The following is a 17,090-nucleotide window of genomic DNA, read 5'->3' on the forward strand; positions in this document are numbered from 1 at the left end:
CCCCCCGCCTCGAGACCGAGATCGCCGACGGCGAGCTGCGCGCCCCGCGCAGTGGCCGCGTGCAGTACCGCGTGGTGCAGCCGGGCGAGGTGGTGGGCGGTGGCGGCAAGGTGGTGAGCCTGGTCGACGTCGGCGATGTCTACATGACCTTCTTCCTGCCCGAGATGGCCGCCGGCCGCGTGGCCCTCGGCAGCGAGGTGCGCATCGTGCTCGACGCCGCGCAGGCCTTCGTGATCCCGGCCAGGGTGTCCTACGTCGCCAGCGTCGCCCAGTTCACGCCCAAGACCGTCGAAACGCAGAGCGAGCGCCAGAAGATGGTCTTCCGCGTCAAGGCACGCATCGACCCCGAACTCCTCGCCAGGTACCCCGAACAGGTCAAGACCGGCCTGCCCGGCATGGCCCACCTGCGCCTGGACGCGCAGCGCGAGTGGCCGCCCGCGCTGCAGCCGAGGCTGCCGTGAGCACTCGACGGGACGGCACGAACGGCACGCGGGCCGCCTTGCCCGGCGCCTCGGACACACCCTCCGCCCGACCGGACAGCGCATCGCCCGCACCGGCCGCAACCGCCCTGCCACCGGTCGTCCGCCTCGTCGATGTCCACCACCGCTACGGCGACACGCGTGCCGCCGACGCGCTCACGCTCGACCTCCCCGCCGGCTGCATGGTCGGCTTCATCGGCCCCGACGGCGTGGGCAAGTCCACCTGGCTCGGCCTCGTCGCCGGCGCGCGCAGGATCCAGCGCGGCACCGTCGAGGTGCTCGGCGGCGACATGGCGGACGCCCGCCACCGCGCGCGCGTCTGCCCGCGCATCGCCTACATGCCGCAGGGCCTGGGCAAGAACCTCTACCCCACCCTGTCGGTGTTCGAGAACATCGACTTCTTCGGCCGTCTGTTCGGCCAGTCCGCAGCCGAGCGCCGGCGCCGCATCGACACGCTGCTCGCCGCGACCGGCATGGCCGCCTTCGCCGACCGCCCCGCCAACAAGCTCTCCGGCGGCATGAAGCAGAAGCTCGGTCTGTGTTGCGCGCTCATCCACGACCCCGACCTGCTCATCCTCGACGAGCCCACCACCGGCGTCGATCCGCTGTCGCGCCGGCAGTTCTGGGAGCTCATCGCGCGCATCCGCGCCGACCGCCCGGGCATGAGCGTGCTGATCGCCACCGCCTACATGGAAGAGGCCGAGGGCTACGACTGGCTGGTGGCGGTGGACGCCGGCCGCGTGCTCGCCACCGGCACGCCCGCCGAGCTGCGCGCGGCCGGCGGCGCCGACACCCTGGAGGAGGCCTTCATCGCCCTGCTGCCCGAAGCGCGCCGGCGCGAACATCGCCGGCTGGAGATCCCGCCGATCGAGACCGGCGCGGTGGTCATCGAGGCGCGCGGCCTGCAGATGCGCTTCGGCGACTTCGTCGCGGTGGATGACGTGAATCTGCAGGTGCGCCGCGGCGAGATCTTCGGCTTCCTCGGCTCCAACGGCTGCGGCAAGTCCACAACCATGAAGATGCTCACCGGCCTGCTCGAACCGAGCGCCGGCGAGGCGCTGCTGCTCGGGCGCAGGCTGGACGCGACCAACATCGAGACGCGCCGCCGCGTGGGCTACATGTCGCAGTCCTTCTCGCTCTACGGCGAACTCTCGGTGCGCCAGAACCTCGACCTGCACGCGCGCCTCTTCCACCTGCCCGCGGACGAGGCCGCCTCCCGCATCGCCGAGCTCGCGCGCCGCTTCGACCTCGCCCCGGTGATGGACATCCAGCCCGACGCCCTGCCGCTCGGCCTCCGCCAGCGCCTGCAGCTCGCGGTGGCGGTGCTGCACCGGCCCGACGTGCTGATCCTCGACGAGCCCACCTCGGGCGTCGATCCGGTCGCGCGCGACCATTTCTGGGCGCTGATCGCCGACCTGTCGAGGAAGGACGGCGTGACCATCTTCATCACCACCCACTTCATGAACGAGGCCCAGCGCTGCGACCGCATCTCGCTGATGCACGCGGGGCGCATCCTCGCCAGCGACACCCCGGCCGCCCTCGCCGCCGCGCGCGGCTGCGAGCGCCTGGAGGACGCGTTCATCTCGTATCTGGAAGAGGCGAGCGGCGTCGCACCGCCCTCCGCGACTGCGCCTGCTGCAACGCCCGATCGCGACTTGCGTCGCTCCTACGGAACCATCACGCCCCCGGAGCCGCGACGTAGGAGCGACGCAAGTCGCGATTCAGGCGATGCCGACGCGACGGCGCGCGTTCGAGGCGCCGAAGATCGCGACTTGCGTCGCTCCTACGGAACCATCGCGCCCCCGGAGCCACGACGCAGGAGCGGCGCAAGTCGCGATTCAGGCGATGCCGACGCGACGGCGCGCGTTCCAGGCGCCGAAGAGCGCGACTTGCGTCGCTCCTGCGGAACCATCACACCCCCGGAGCCGCGACGTGGGAGCGACGCAAGTCGCGATTCAGGCGGTGCCGACGCGACGGCGCGCGTTCCAGGCGCCGAGGCGAGCACGCCGATTCCGGGCACCGGAATCGCGACTCGCGTCGCTCCCACATCCCGGCCCGCCGATCGCCTCGCCCGCTTCAGCCTCGCCCGCCTGGCGAGCTTCTCGGCGCGCGAGGCCACCGAGCTGCGCCGCGATCCGGTGCGGCTCACGCTGGCGCTGCTGGGCAGCCTGGTGCTGATGCTGGTGATGGGCTACGGCATCACCATGGACGTCGAGGACCTGCACTACGCGGTGCTCGACCACGACCGCAGTGTCGGCAGCCAGAGCTACACCCTGCGCATCGCCGGCTCGCGCTATTTCCTCGAACAGGCGCCGCTCGAGGGCCACGCCGACCTCGACGCGCGCATGCGTGCCGGCAAGCTGGCGATGGCGATCGAGATCCCGCCCGGCTTCGGCCGCGACCTCGCGCGCGGCCACGCGCCGCAGGTGGCGGTGTGGCTGGACGGCTCGATGCCGCTGCGCGCCGAGCTTGCGCGCGCCTACGTCGGCGGCGTGCACGCACAGACCCTCGCCGACGTGATCGCCGAATCCGGCGCCGGCCCGGTGCGCGCGCTCGCCAGCGTCGAGCCGCGCTACCGCTACAACCCCGAGCTGCTCAGCCTGGTGTCGATGGTGCCCAAGGTGATCCCGCTGCTGCTGGTCTTCATCCCCGCCATGCTCACCGCGCTCGGCGTGGTGCGCGAGAAGGAGCTCGGCTCAATCCTCAACGTCTACACCACCCCGGTGACCCGGCTCGAGTTCCTGCTCGGCAAGCAGCTGCCCTACATCGCGCTGTCGATGTTCAACTTCGCGCTGCTCTTCGTGCTCGCGGTCACGCTCTTCCAGGTGCCGTTCAAGGGCAGCTTCCTCGCGCTCGCCACCGGTGCGCTGCTCTACGTCACCGCCACCACCGGCCTGGGCCTGCTCGCCTCCACGCTCACCAACAGCCAGATCGCCGCACTCGCCGGCACCTCGATCGGGACCCTGCTGCCGGCGATCCAGTTCTCCGGGCTGATGGACCCGGTGAGCGCGCTCGAAGGCGGCGGCTACTGGATCGGCGCGATCTACCCCACCACCCACTTCCTCACCATCGCCAGCGGCACCTTCTCCAAGGCGCTCGGCTTCGCCGACCTCGCCGGCGCCTTCGTGCCGCTCGCGCTCGCGATCCCCGTGCTCACGCTGCTGTCGGCGCTGCTGCTGAAGAAGCAGGCCAAGTGAGACCCGCCACCATGGTCCGCCATCCCATCCCCCGGCACCCGCCAGGCCCGCCTGGCCCGCCAGACGCACCAAACGCGCCGAGCCGGCCCGGCCCGCCGAACCACACGGGCCACGCGACTCGCACCACCCACCTGCGCAACACCTGGAACCTCGGCCTCAAGGAGTTCCGCAGCCTGTCGCGCGACCTCGCGATGGTCTTCCTGATCGTGTTCATGTTCAGCGCCTCGATCTACGCCGACGCGCGCGCCAAGCCGGAGAGCCTGTCGCGCGCCGCGATCGCGGTGGTGGACGAGGACGGCTCCCAGCTCTCCGGCCGCATCGTCGCCGCACTGCAGCCACCGCAGTTCCTGCCGCCCGAGCACGTCGGCCTCGCCGACATGGACCGCGGCCTCGACGCCGGCCGCCACACCTTCGTGCTAGACATCCCGCCGAACTTCCAGCGCGACGTGCTCGCCGGCCGCAGCCCGGCGCTGCAGCTCAACATCGACGCCACCCGCCAGGGCCAGGCGCAGACCGGCGCGGCCTACATCCAGAACATCCTCGCCGACGAGGTGCGCGCCTTCGTGCAGCGCATGCGCGCCCCGGCGCCGCAGCCGGTCGAGCTCGTGCCGCGCGCGATGTTCAACCCCAACCTCGAGGCGAGCTGGTTCGCCGCGATCAACGCGATCATCAACAACGTCACCATGCTCGGCATCCTGCTCACCGGCGCCGCACTGATCCGCGAGCGCGAGCACGGCACCATCGAGCACCTGCTGGTGATGCCGGTCACCCCCCTCGAGATCATGCTGTCGAAGATCTGGTCGATGGGCGTGGTGGTGCTGGTGGCCTCGTCCTTCTCGCTGCAGGTGATGGTGAAGGGCGTGCTCGGCATCGACGTGGCCGGGTCGGCGCTGCTCTTCGGCGCCGGCACCCTGCTCTACCTCTTCGCCGCCGCCTCGATCGGCATCTACATGGGCACGATCGCACGCTCGATGCCGCAGTTCGGGCTGATGTCCATCCTGATCCTGCTGCCGCTGCAGATCCTCTCCGGCGGCGTGACCCCGCGCGAGAGCATGCCCGAGGCCATCCAGACCATCATGGGGCTGGCGCCGACCACGCACTACGTGTCGCTCGCGCAGTCGATCCTCTTCCGCGGCGCCGGGCTGGACGTGGTGTGGCCGGCCTTCGCGATGGTGGCGGCGATCGGCGCGGTCTTCCTGGCGCTGGCGCACCATCGCCTGCGTCACACGATCGGGACGATGCAGGGCTGAACCCCGCCACGACCACGCCCGCAAGGGCGCCGCGGCACGCCGCCGGGGCGGTCGATCGCGCTCGACCGAGAACTAAGCCGCGGCACCCCGAAAGGAATTTTCGATAAAGTTGAATGTGACGTTTTCTTCTTTATTGATATTTAGACGCAGGTATCCGACTCCCCGACCCGAGTACAATCGGCCACGCCTAACCCGCGGAATCCAGGCCATGCCCCCCGACAGCAGCACACGAAGCACCGTCCTCATCGTCGATGACACGCCCGAGAACCTCACCATCCTCGGCGAGACGCTGCGCCCGCACTATCGTGTCCGCGCCGCCATCTCGGGAGAGCGCGCACTGCATGCGGTCACCATCGGCGCGCTGCCCGACGTGATCCTGCTCGACGTCATGATGCCGGACATGGACGGCTACCAGGTGCTGCAGGCCCTCCAGGCCGACGCGGCGACGCGCGACATCCCGGTCATCTTCGTCACCGCGATGGACTCGGTGGAGGGCGAGACGCACGGCCTCGCCCTCGGCGCGGTGGATTACATCACCAAGCCGTTCAATCCCGACATCGTGCTTGCACGGGTACGCACCCACATCGAGCTTGCCAAGGCGCGCGAGCGCCTGCACGACGAGAACGCATGGCTCGAACGCGAAGTCGCCCGCCGCACGAACGAGAACGCGCTGATCCGCGACCTCAGCCTCTCCGCGCTCGCCTGCCTTGCCGAAGTGCGCGACATCGAAACCGGCCACCACATCCTGCGCACGCAGTCCTTCGTCGAGCTTCTCGCCCACCATCTGGCCGGGCACCCCGACTACCGCGCGGCGCTCGCAGGCGAGCGCCTCGAGATCATCGTCCGCAGCGCCCCCCTGCACGACATCGGCAAGGTCGGCATCCCGGACTCGATCCTCCTCAAGCCGGGGCGCCTGACTTCCGCAGAATTCGAGATCATGAAGAAACATCCGGTGATCGGCGCGGATGCGATCACCCGCGCCATGGCGCAGGCGGCAAACAGCCGGAGCGGAGACGGGGCCTTGCCGGGGGGCGCTTTCGCGTTCATGGAAACCGCACGCGAGATCGCGCTCAGCCATCACGAGAAATGGGATGGCAGCGGCTACCCCGCAGGCCTGCAAGGCCGGCAGATTCCCGTTTCCGCGCGCCTCATGGCGCTCGCCGACGTCTTCGACGCACTGAGCTCGCGGCGCGTTTACAAGGAACCGTTGGCGCCGGAGGACGTGACCCGGATCATCGTCGCCGAACGCGGCCGCCACTTCGACCCGGTCATCGTGGACGCATTCCTTGAATTGCGCCCCGCCTTCGCCGAGGTCGCACAACGCTTCGCCGAGGCCTGAGCGGCCGGGAGCCTCGCCCATGATCAACGTCGTGTCGCGCGATCGGCTGCGCAACCTCGCCGACTTCCTGCTGCCGGTCCTGCTCATGGCGGCAATCCTGAGCGCAACCAGCCTTCTGGGCCACGTACGCCTGAAGGACGCCACCGCGGACATCGAGCGCGAAACCCATCTCCGTCTCGAGCAGATCGCCGAGGTGGACGAAATCGGCGACTTGCTTGGTCGCATCCATGCCGAACTGCACCGCATCGTCATGCCGGGCGTGGCCCCTGGCCCGGATCCGGCCGCGCAGGCGCTTGCTGCGCTGTGGCTCGACAACCAGCTCGCCGCACTCGAGACCCGCTTCGATGCAATCGGCGTCTGGTCGACCGCCCAAGCGTCGCATGCGCGGGCCAAGGCGAGCCTGCAGTCCTATCGGACCCTCGTGCTGCCCCTGCTCGCAACCGATGCACGCGAGCCGCGGGCCGCCGCACTCGACCTCGCCCACGCCGATCGGCTCCACAACGCGCTCGTCCGCCACACCGAGGAACTGGCGATTGCGGTGACGGCCGACGCAGCCGAGAAGAACGCCGACGCGATCCACATCATCCAGCGGAGGCTCGACCAGAGCCTGAGCACGAGCCTGACCGTGATCGTGCTTACGCTCCTGCTCGCCTTCACCCTGGCGAAGCGGCTCGCCAATGACCGCAACACACTGGCCGATGCGCTGCGCAGGATGGCGCAGGACCAACTCGAAGCGGAACACTACGAGGCGCTCACCCGACTGGCGGCGAAAAAAGGCGACCGTCTCGGCGAACTGGCGCAGGCCCTGCTCGGTTTCCGTGAAACCCGCCTCGCCCAGAAGGACGACGAGACCCTGATGAAGGCGGTGATCGAGCAGGCGCCATGCGCGATCGAGCTGGTCGACCCGGTGACGCTGCGCTTTCTCCGGGCCAACGCCTACTCGCGACAGGCACTCGGCTACACCGAAGCCGAGCTGCGCCAGCGCAGCGTCATGGACATCCAGGCCGAGCTCCAGCCGGCCCAGCTCGAGGCCCTGGTCCGGGACATCGTTGCCCGGCGCAGCGCGAATTTCGAGACGGTCCACCGCGCATCCGACGGCAGGCTGCTCGAGGCCAGGGTGCACATCCGGGTGATCCGCCTGCACGGCCAGGACTACCTGCTCGGCATCTGGCAGGACGTGTCGGCCGAACACCAGGCCTTGCAGGCCTTGAAGAAATTCTCCTTGGCGATCGAGCAGAGCCCCAACGCGGTCCTCATCACCGACAAAGAGGCCCGCATCGAATACGTGAATGATGCCTTCCTGCAAACCAGCGGCTACACGCGCGCAGAGGTGATCGGTCGCAACCCGCGCCTGCTCAAGTCGGACAAGACCCCCGCGGAGGTGTATGCCCAACTCTGGGACGCTCTCGTCAAGGGAGAGCCTTGGCGCGGCGAACTGGTCAACCGGCGCAAGGACGGTGGCGAATACATCGAGCAGGCGCAGATCTCGCCCATCCGCCAGCCCGACGGGCGCATCACGCACTACCTCGCGATCAAGCAGGACATCACCGAAAAGCGCCGCATGCTCGAGGAGCTGGAGCACCACCGCCACCACCTCGAACAGCTCGTCGCCGAACGCTCCGCCGCGCTTCACACCGCACTCGACGCCGCCGAGGTCGCCAACCGCGCCAAGAGCGAGTTCCTCGCCAACATGAGCCACGAGATCCGCACGCCGCTGAACGCGATCATCGGACTCGGCCACCTGCTCGCCAGGGATCTGCGCGAGGACGAACAGAAGGCCCGGCTGGAGAAGATCATCACCGCGGCCCGGCACCTGCTGCAGATCATCAACGACATCCTCGACCTGTCGAAGATCGAGGCCGGGCGGCTGGACCTCGAAGCGAATGACTTCGACCCCGGGGCGATGCTCGAGGGCACGCTGGAACTGGTGCGCGAGCAAGCCGAGCAGAAGGGCCTGCAGCTCTCGCTCGACCTCGACATGCTGCCCTCCAGGGTGCGCGGCGACGCGCTGCGCCTCGGCCAGATCGTGCTCAACTTCGCCAGCAACGCGGTGAAGTTCACGCCACACGGGAGCGTGGCGATCCGCGGCCGCGTGCTGTCCACCGCGGGCGAGCAGTCGATCGTGCGCTTCGAGGTCGCCGACACCGGCATCGGCGTGGATGCGAGCCAGTGCGAGCGCATGTTCCAGCCTTTCGAGCAGGCCGATCCGTCCACCACACGCAAGTACGGCGGCACCGGCCTCGGCCTGGCGATCTCGCGCCGCCTGACCGAACTCATGGGCGGCAGGATCGGCGTCGACAGCACGCTGGGCAAGGGCAGCACCTTCTGGGTCGAGGTGCCGCTGCAGTTGCGCCCCGCCAGCGCGGGCCGGCAACCGAGCGCGGCCGCCGGCGGCCCCCCCAGCGCCGAACACGACCGGCTGTGCGGACGGCGCATCCTCCTCGCCGAAGACAACCCCGTCAACCGCGAGGTCGCCGTCGCCATCCTGCGTGGGACCGGAGCGGTGATCGATACCGCGGAGAACGGACAGGAGGCGGTCGACATGGCAAGCACCACCCGCTACGACCTCATCCTCATGGACATGCAGATGCCGGTCATGGACGGCATCACCGCCACCCGCCTCCTGCGCAGCCGCGACGAGCTGCGCAAGCTGCCCATCCTGGCGATGACCGCCAACGCCTTCGCAGAGGATCGCCAGCGCTGCATCGACGCGGGGATGAACGACCACATCACCAAGCCGATCGAGCCGCAGGCCCTGTGCGAGAAGATCTCGCGCTGGCTTCCCCCCGCCCCCCCGGCCGCCGACCTGCCCACCCCGCCGGCAGTCCAGGCGGGCGAGGAACCCGTGGATGACGATCCCCTCGCCCCCCTCGCGGGGCTCCACGAGCTCGATGTCGCGACAGGTCTGCAGTACGTCCTCGACGACCGGGAGATCTACCTCGGGCTGTTGCGCCTGTTCGCGGAGAGCGACTACGGCAAGCTCCTGCAGGAATCGATCGACGCGGGTGATGCCGTCGCCCTGCGCCGCGCCGCCCACTCGATCAAGGGCGGTGCGGCCACGATCGGCGCGACCGCACTGAGCCTTGCCGCCGCCGAGCTGGAAGCCCGGGTGGTCAGTGGCCTGGCGGACGAGGCACAATCCATGCAGGCCGGTCCGCTGCATGAAGCCGCGAGCGCGCTGGCCGCTCGCACCACCCGTTTCTGCGCAGACCTGGAGGCGGCGACACGCGAAGCCGCAGCCGACGCAGCGTCCGCTCCGGAGCGATCCGACGAGGACTGCGTCGAAGCGGCGCCGGCACGGATCGCGGAGATCGTCGCCACCGTCGAGCACCAGCTCACCCTCGGCGACATCGCGGTGCGCGAACTGCTCGAAGCCCACCGCGGGCTGCTGCGAAACGTTCTCGGCGAGCGCTTCGCGCACTTCGAGGAGCGCATCGGCAACTTCGATTTCGAAACCGCCCTCGACGACCTGCGGGCGGCCGACGCAGCGCGCAAGGACACGCAAGCCCGCTGAACCGGATGCATGGAGGCAAGTACAGGATGAACCCGCCCAGCAAACGCGCGACCCCGCCCACTCACGCCGGTCGCTTCGCCGAGCCCTTCGCCCCGCCACCGCCGCGCAACCCGCTCGATCGCCGGGTGCACGCGGCGATCGCGCGCGCCACCGCCTCGGTGTCGCCGATCGCGCTGCTGCTCGCGACGGTGGACTGGGCCGGCCACCTCGCGGTCTCGCCGGGCAAGCGCATGGAGCTCGCCGACCTCGGCATCGCGCAGATGCGCCGCCTGCTGCGCTACGCGCGCCAGCTCGCCATCGCCCCGGCGGGCAGCGCCGCGCACGAGTGCATCGAGCCGCCCGCGCAGGACCGCCGCTTCCAGGCGCCCGAGTGGCACGCCTGGCCCTTCAACCTGATGCACCAGTCCTTCCTGCTCGGCCAGGAATGGTGGGACGCCGCCACCCACGGCGTGGCCGGCGTCTCGCGCCATCACGAGCAGGTCGTCGCCTTCGCCGCGCGCCAGCTGCTCGACATGTTCTCGCCGGGCAACTTCCTGCCCACCAACCCGGTAGTGCTGCGCCAGACCCTGGCGAGCGGCGGCATGAACCTCGCGCGCGGCGCCGTCCACGCCGTCGAGGACTTCGAGCGCCTCGTCGGCGGCGCCCCGCCGGCCGGCGCCGAGGACTTCGTCGTCGGCCGCGACGTCGCGGTCACCCCGGGCAAGGTGGTGCTGCGCAACCGCCTCATCGAGCTCATCCAGTACGCGCCCGCCACCGCCGACGTGTACGCCGAGCCGGTGCTGATCGTGCCGGCCTGGATCATGAAGTACTACATCCTCGACCTCTCGCCGCACAACTCGCTGGTGCGCTACCTGGTCGAGCGCGGCCACACCGTGTTCTGCATCTCGTGGAAGAACCCCGGGACGGACGAGCGCGAGCTCGACATGGACGACTACCTGCAGCTCGGCTTCTTCGCCGCGCTCGACGCGATCAATGCCATCGTCCCCGGGCAGAAGGTGCACGCCACCGGCTACTGCCTCGGCGGCACCCTGCTGGCGATCGCCGCGGCGGCGATGGACCGCGACGGCGATGCGCGCCTCGGCTCGATGACGCTGTTCACCGCGCAGACCGACTTCACCGAACCGGGCGAGCTCGCGCTCTTCATCGACGACAGCGAGGTCAGCCTGCTCGAGGCGCAGATGGAGGAGACCGGCTTCCTCACCGCCGGCCAGATGGCGGGTGCGTTCCAGATCCTGCGCTCCAACGACCTGCTGTGGTCGCGCGTCGTCGGCGAATACCTCATGGGCGAGCGCACGCCGATGAACGACCTCATGGCCTGGAACGCCGACGCCACGCGCATGCCCGCGCGCATGCACAGCCAGTACCTGCGCCGGCTCTTCCTCAACGACGACCTCAGCGAGGGGCGCTACCCGGTGGGCGGCAAGCCGGTGGCGCTGTCCGACATCGAGCTGCCGGTGTTCTGCGTCGCCACCCTCACCGACCACGTCGCGCCCTGGCGCTCGGTGTACAAGCTGCACTACCTGGTGCCGACCGAGATCAGCTTCGTGCTCACCAGCGGCGGCCACAACGCCGGCATCGTCAGCGAGCCCGGCCGCCCGCGGCGCAGCTTCCGCATGCACACCCGCCCCGCGGGCGGCAACTACGTCCCGCCGGACGACTGGCTCGAGCGCACGCCCGAGCAGGAAGGCTCGTGGTGGCCGGCCTGGAGCGACTGGCTCGCCGCGCGCAGCGGCGCGCGCGTGGCGCCGCCGGCGATCGGTGCCCCAGACTATCCCGCGCTCGACGACGCGCCGGGCTGCTACGTGCATGAGAAGTGAGCGGACGATGCGGGCAGCTTGACCGCGCCGCCGATGCGACCTCCCCCGCCGCGCCCCGCACAACCCGCTACGCCCGCGGCGGGATGCAGGAGCGGGTGTAGGAGCGGGTGTAGGAGCGACGCAAGTCGCGATTCCCGCCCGCCTCGATCCGCCTGCGCCCAGCGCAGCGCTGCCGCCTTGATCGCGACTTGCGTCGCTCCCACAGCCACCCCGAGCGCCGCGGTCCTGCTGCGCGAGCGCCGCGTTCTTGCCGTCGGAGCGCCGCGGTCTTCCTGTGGGAGCGACGCAAGTCGCGATTCCACCTCTCCGCCCCCCTCCCCATCGCCCGCCCCGGCGATCCACTTCGTTCCCCCACAGAGCCCCCCATGGAAAAGATCGTCTTCCTCGACCGCGCCACGCTCGCGCCGCAGATCCGCCTGCGCCGTCCGTCCTTCGCCCACGACTACGCCGAACACGCGCGCACCGCCCCCGCCGAGGTCGTCGAACGCCTCGCCGGCGCCACCATCGCGATCCTCAACAAGGTCCGCCTCGACGCCGCGGCGATCGCGCAACTGCCCGCGCTGCGCCTGGTCGCGGTCGCCGCCACCGGCACCGACTGCGTCGACAAGGCCGCCTGCGCGGCGCGCGGGATCGCGGTGTGCAACATCCGCGGCTACGCGCGCGACACTGTGCCCGAGCACGTCTTCGCGCTCCTGCTCGCGCTGCGCCGCCAGCTCATCCCCTACCGCGACGACGTGCTCGCCGGCGAATGGCAGCGCGCCGGGCAGTTCTGCTTCTTCAACCACCCCATCCACGACCTCGCCGGTACCCGGCTCGGCATCGTCGGCGCCGGCGACCTCGGCCAGCGCGTGGCGGCGATCGCGCGCGCCTTCGGCATGGAGCCGGTGTTCGCCGCGCGCAAGGGCGAACGCCCCGGCGACGACAGCTACCTGGCCTGGGACGAAGTGCTCGCGACCAGCGACGTCATCAGCCTGCACTGTCCGCTCACCGAGGCCACCCGCGGCCTCGTCGGCCTGCCCGAATTCCGCGCGATGGCGCGGCGTCCCCTGCTGATCAACACCGCGCGCGGCGGCATCGTGGATGAGCACGCCCTCGTGCAGGCGCTCGACGAGGGCCTGATCTCCGGCGCCGGCTTCGACGTCACCGACGGCGAACCGCCCGCGCCCGACAGCCCGCTGATGCGCATCGCCGCCCGCCCGAACGTCCTCCTCACCCCGCACATCGCCTGGGCCTCGGATGAAGCGCAGCAGGCGCTGGCCGATCAGCTGGTCGATGTCATCGAAAAATTTGTTGCTGGCCAGCCGAAGAATCTCGTCTCCGGCGGGTTTGCGTAGGCGCGACGCGAGTCGCGATCCTGCGATCGATCAATCGCGGCGCGGATCCCGCGCGCTGCAATCGCGACTTGCGTCGCTCCCACAGAACCGCCGGCGCCCGGTGTGGGACGTAGGAGCGACGCAAGTCGCGATGCATTCGGCCAAAATCTAGAAATTCGCCTTATAGTCGAAGCATTATTTTTTGTTGCACTGCACAAAAAATTTCTCTACGATTGCACCTGTCTCCTCCACCCTCCTCCTTTGGTGTGGATTTGCCCGGGCCTCGCAAGACGCCCGGGCTTTTTCTTTTCAGCTCCCCTCGGCGAGCATGCGGCGGATCTCGGGCACGCACGAACCGCAGGACGTGCCGCAGCGCAGCCTGGCCTGCAGCGCGTCGAAGTCGCGCACGCCGGCGCCCGCGGCGATCGCCGCCGCGATGTCGGCCTCGGACACGTTCAGGCAGTTGCACACCACCCGCCCGCGCCCCGCATCTCCTGTCGGCGGGGTTGCCAGCGGCGCCAGCAGCCACGGACGCAGCGCCGCCGCGTCGCGGCGCTCGACCACCGCCTCGCTCAGCCAGCCCGCGGCCGCGGTCTCGCCGGTCAGGCGCAGGCCGACCAGGCGGCCGTCCTCGATCAGCGCACGCTTGCTGATCCCGCGCGCGGGGTCGGCATACGACAGCACCCCGTCGCCCTCGAGGCCGAGCAAGGCGTCGAGCTCGGCGAGCCAGCCGGCCGGGATCGGACGGTCGTGCGCGACCCGCATCACCACCGCGGGCGTGTCGCGGCCGGCGAGCGCGAGCGAGGCGTAGGCGAAGCGCTCCAGCCAGGGCGACAGCAGCGCAGCCTCCTCGGCGGCGGTACGCCCGGGGCGCTCGGCACGCACCAGCAGCATGCGGTTCGGCAGCTCGACCGGCTCGATGCGCACCGCCGCGTGCTTGAGCTCCGGCTGCTTCGACAGCGGATCGCAGGCGCCGCCGAAGAGCAGGTTGATCCCGGCCGAGTTCAGCGCCCGCCGCCCCCAGTGCATCCCGACGAAGGCCATGCCGTGCCGCAGCGCACTCGCCGCGGCCACGCGCAGCACCAGCTCGCCGTGCCGGCTCGACACCTTGACCAGGTCGCCGTCGACGAGGCCGCGCCGCGCCAGCTCCTGCGGGTGCAGCTCGATGCGTGCCTCGTCCGCATGGCCGTACAGGCGCGCCACCTTGCCGCTGCGGCTCATGCCGTGCCACTGGTCGCGCAGGCGGCCGCTGGTGAGGGCGAGCGGATAGCGCACGCCGGTCTTCTCGGCAGTGAGCGCGCGCGCCGGCACGACGAAGCGTGCGCGCCCGTTCGGCGTCGCGAAGCGACCGTCGGCGTAGAGACGCGCCCGCGCCGCGGCATCGGCGCCATCCACCGCCGCTCCCGCCGGAAACGGCCATTGCTGCGGGCCTTCACCTTCCAGCAGGGAATAGTCCAGCCCGGTGATGTCGAGGTCGCGCCCGGCGGTGCTGGCGACGTGCTCGGCGAAGATCGCCTGCGCCGACGCGTAGGCGAACATCGCCGCCGCCTGCGGCTTGCCGATGCGCGGTGCGAGCGCGCGTGCGAAGTCGCACACGATGCGCCAGTCGGCACGCGCCTCGCCCGGCGCCGGCACGGCCGCGCGCACGCGGCTGATGCGGCGCTCGGAGTTGGTCACCGTGCCCTCCTTCTCGCCCCAGGCGGCGGCCGGCAGCACGAGGTCGGCGAAGGCCGCGGTCTCGGTGCCGGCGAAGGCCTCCTGCAGCACGACGAAGTCGCAGACCGCCAGCGCCTCGTGCACCAGAGCCTGCTCGGGCATGGACTGCGCCGGGTTGGTGCACGCGATCCAGATCGCCTTGACGCGGCCCTCGCGCGCCGCGCGGAACAGCTCCACCGCGGTCAGGCCGGGCTCCGAAGGCACGCTGTCCACGCCCCACAGCCGCGCCACCTCCGCGCGATGCTCGGGATTCGCCAGGTCACGATGCGCCGGCAGCAGGTTCGCCAGCCCGCCGACCTCGCGCCCGCCCATCGCGTTGGGCTGGCCGGTGAGCGAGAACGGCCCGCAGCCGGGGCGGCCGATCTTGCCGGTCGCGAGCGAAAGCGCGATCAGCGCGGCGCCGTTGTGGGTGCCGTGCGTCGACTGGTTGAGCCCCTGGCACCACAGCGACAGCGCCGCCGGCGCCTCGCCCCACCAGCGCGCCGCGGTGACGATGTCCTCCGCCGCCACCCCGCACACCGCCGCGGCCACCGCCGGGCTCACCCCGTGCACATGCGCGCGCAGCGCCTCGAAACCCTCGGTGTGGGCGGCGATCCAGGCTTCGTCGGCCAACCCGTCGCGCAGCAGCACGTGCAGCATGGCGTCGAACAGCCAGACGTCGGTGCCGGGCAGGATGGCCAGGTGCAGGTCGGCCATCGCCGCGGTGTCGGTGCGGCGCGGATCCACCACGACGATCTTCATGCCCGGTCGCCGCGCCCTCGCCTCCTCGATGCGGCGGAAGGCCACCGGATGCGCCCACGCCGGGTTGGCGCCGGCGATCAGGATCGTGTCGGCGTGGTCGAAGTCCTCGTAGCAGCACGGCGGCGCGTCCGCACCCAGCGTGGCCTTGTAGGCGGCGACCGCGCTCGACATGCACAGGCGCGAGTTGGTGTCGACGTTGTTGCTGCCGATCAGCCCCTTCATCGCCTTGTTGAAGACGTAGTAGTCCTCGGTGAGGAGCTGGCCGGAGATGTAGAAGGCGACCGCGTCCGGGCCATGCTCGGCGATCACGTCGGCGAAGCGCTGCGCGGCCACGTCGATCGCCGCGTCCCAGCCGATGCGCGTGCGGGCCTCGCCGCGGCGGGCGCGGTATTCGGGGTAGAGCAGGCGGGTATCGTGGCCGGCGCTGAGGTGCAGGGTCGCGCCCTTGGTGCACAGGCGGCCGAAGTTGGCCGGATGCGCGGGGTCGCCGCGCACGCCGGTGATGCGGGTGCCGTCGTGCTCGATCAGCACGCCGCAGCCGACGCCGCAGTAGGGACAGGTGGCAGGGGTCTCGCCCGGCGCCGCGGCGCGGATCGGGATCGTGCGCCGGCCAGCGGGCGAAGGCCGGGCAGGTTCGGGCAGGGGATGGGTCATGGTTTGCCTCGTCCGTAGGGGTCTGAGGGATCGGGTCTTCACAGGATGAGCAAATGAAAGGCCTGACCCCTTCAGGACTTCAGGGATCGGTACAGCAGGAACAACAGCACGACATTCAGCAGCAGCGAGGCCAGCGCGATCAGCTTCAGCGCCAGCGTCGGCCGGCGCTCGAGCAGCGGCGTGCGGCGCGGCACCGCGAGCGGCTGCCAGGCGCCGCGCTCGAGCGCGAGGCGGAACTCCTCGGCGGTCTCGAAGCGGGCGGCGGGTTCGCGCGCGCAGGCCTTGAGCAGCACCGCCTCCAGCCAGGCCGGCGTGTCGGGGCGGTGGCGGGTGGGCGGGACGGGTTCGCCGAAGCGCGGGTGCTGGAAGGGCTCGACCTCGCCGTAGGGGAACTTGCGCGTGAGCAGCTCGTACAGCGTCACCCCGCAGGCGTAGAGGTCGGAGGCCTCGTTGGCCGGCGTGCCGGCGAAGAGCTCGGGCGCCATGTAGGACGGCGTGCCCGGGTTGTTGATCTCGCGCAGGTCCTCCGCCTCGCTCGCCGCCACGCCGAGGTCGAGCAGGCGCAGCACGCCGTCGCGGCCCAGGTGCAGGTTGTCGGGCTTGATGTCGCGATGCACGATGCCCAGCCGGTGCAGTACGCCGACCAGACGCAGCACGCACGCGCCGAGCTCGGCGACCTCGTGCGCGCGCAGGCGCTCGCCGCGCGCGAGCAGCGCCTTCAGGCTCTCGCCCTCATGCCAGCTCATCAGGTAATACAGATGCGCGCGCGCGGGCCAGTCGGCCACCTGCGGAAAGCCCTGCGCGGGCACCCGCCGCGCCAGCCACTCCTCGCGCACCAGCGCGCGGCGCGCGTCCTCGTCGTGCTCGTGGGCGGGCAGCAGGGTCTTGAGGACCCAGCGCGGCGCCGCAATCGCGCCTCGCGGCGCTCCCACAGGAACCGGCGCGCGGGGCGAAGTCGACGCGACCTGCGGCGACGTAGGAGCGGCGCAAGCCGCGATTGCGGCCGTGCCGTCGGCAACGTGGTCGGGACCAATCGACGCCGCAATCGCGCCTCGCGGCGCTCCCACAGG

The 17,090-nt window shown here is 70.8% G+C and carries 9 protein-coding genes; 7 read left to right on the top strand and 2 right to left on the bottom strand.

Annotated elements, in window-relative coordinates; translation table 11 throughout:
• The 7 genes from C665_RS13060 to C665_RS13090 all read left to right on the top strand — a co-directional run.
• Positions 1-461: HlyD family secretion protein (locus tag C665_RS13060; protein WP_004313694.1), on the top strand; the 461-nt coding region annotated here is incomplete at its 5' end.
• 38 nt (positions 462-499) lie between these two features.
• Positions 500-3,676 carry an ATP-binding cassette domain-containing protein gene (locus C665_RS13065; RefSeq protein WP_004313696.1) on the top strand — a complete coding sequence of 1,059 codons (3,177 nt, stop codon included), beginning with the start codon at positions 500-502 and terminating at the stop codon, positions 3,674-3,676.
• Between the two features lie 11 nt (positions 3,677-3,687).
• A complete protein-coding gene (locus C665_RS13070) occupies positions 3,688-4,926 on the top strand; it encodes an ABC transporter permease (protein WP_004313697.1) in 1,239 nt (412 codons plus the stop codon).
• A gap of 208 nt (positions 4,927-5,134) precedes the next feature.
• On the top strand, positions 5,135-6,265 hold the full coding sequence (locus tag C665_RS13075) for a response regulator (protein ID WP_004313699.1): 1,131 nt from the start codon (positions 5,135-5,137) through the stop codon (positions 6,263-6,265).
• Positions 6,266-6,284: 19 nt separating this feature from the next.
• Complete coding sequence (locus C665_RS13080) at positions 6,285-9,779, top strand: PAS domain-containing hybrid sensor histidine kinase/response regulator (RefSeq protein ID WP_004313701.1); 3,495 nt, start codon at positions 6,285-6,287, stop codon at positions 9,777-9,779.
• A gap of 26 nt (positions 9,780-9,805) precedes the next feature.
• Positions 9,806-11,596 (top strand): PHA/PHB synthase family protein, encoded by a 1,791-nt coding sequence (locus tag C665_RS13085; RefSeq protein ID WP_004313703.1) that lies wholly within the window; start codon positions 9,806-9,808, stop codon positions 11,594-11,596.
• 365 nt (positions 11,597-11,961) lie between these two features.
• On the top strand, positions 11,962-12,930 hold the full coding sequence (locus C665_RS13090; protein WP_004313705.1) for a D-2-hydroxyacid dehydrogenase: 969 nt from the start codon (positions 11,962-11,964) through the stop codon (positions 12,928-12,930).
• Positions 12,931-13,218: 288 nt separating this feature from the next.
• On the opposite strand, the gene C665_RS13095 is transcribed toward C665_RS13090, so the two are convergent.
• Positions 13,219-16,020 carry a nitrate reductase gene (locus C665_RS13095; RefSeq protein WP_004313707.1) on the bottom strand — a complete coding sequence of 934 codons (2,802 nt, stop codon included), beginning with the start codon at positions 16,018-16,020 and terminating at the stop codon, positions 13,219-13,221.
• 71 nt (positions 16,021-16,091) lie between these two features.
• Positions 16,092-17,090: serine/threonine-protein kinase (locus tag C665_RS13100; RefSeq protein WP_157277052.1), on the bottom strand; the 999-nt coding region annotated here is incomplete at its 5' end.

Origin of the sequence: Thauera aminoaromatica S2, assembly GCF_000310185.1 — a bacterium.
Classification (GTDB): domain Bacteria; phylum Pseudomonadota; class Gammaproteobacteria; order Burkholderiales; family Rhodocyclaceae; genus Thauera; species Thauera aminoaromatica.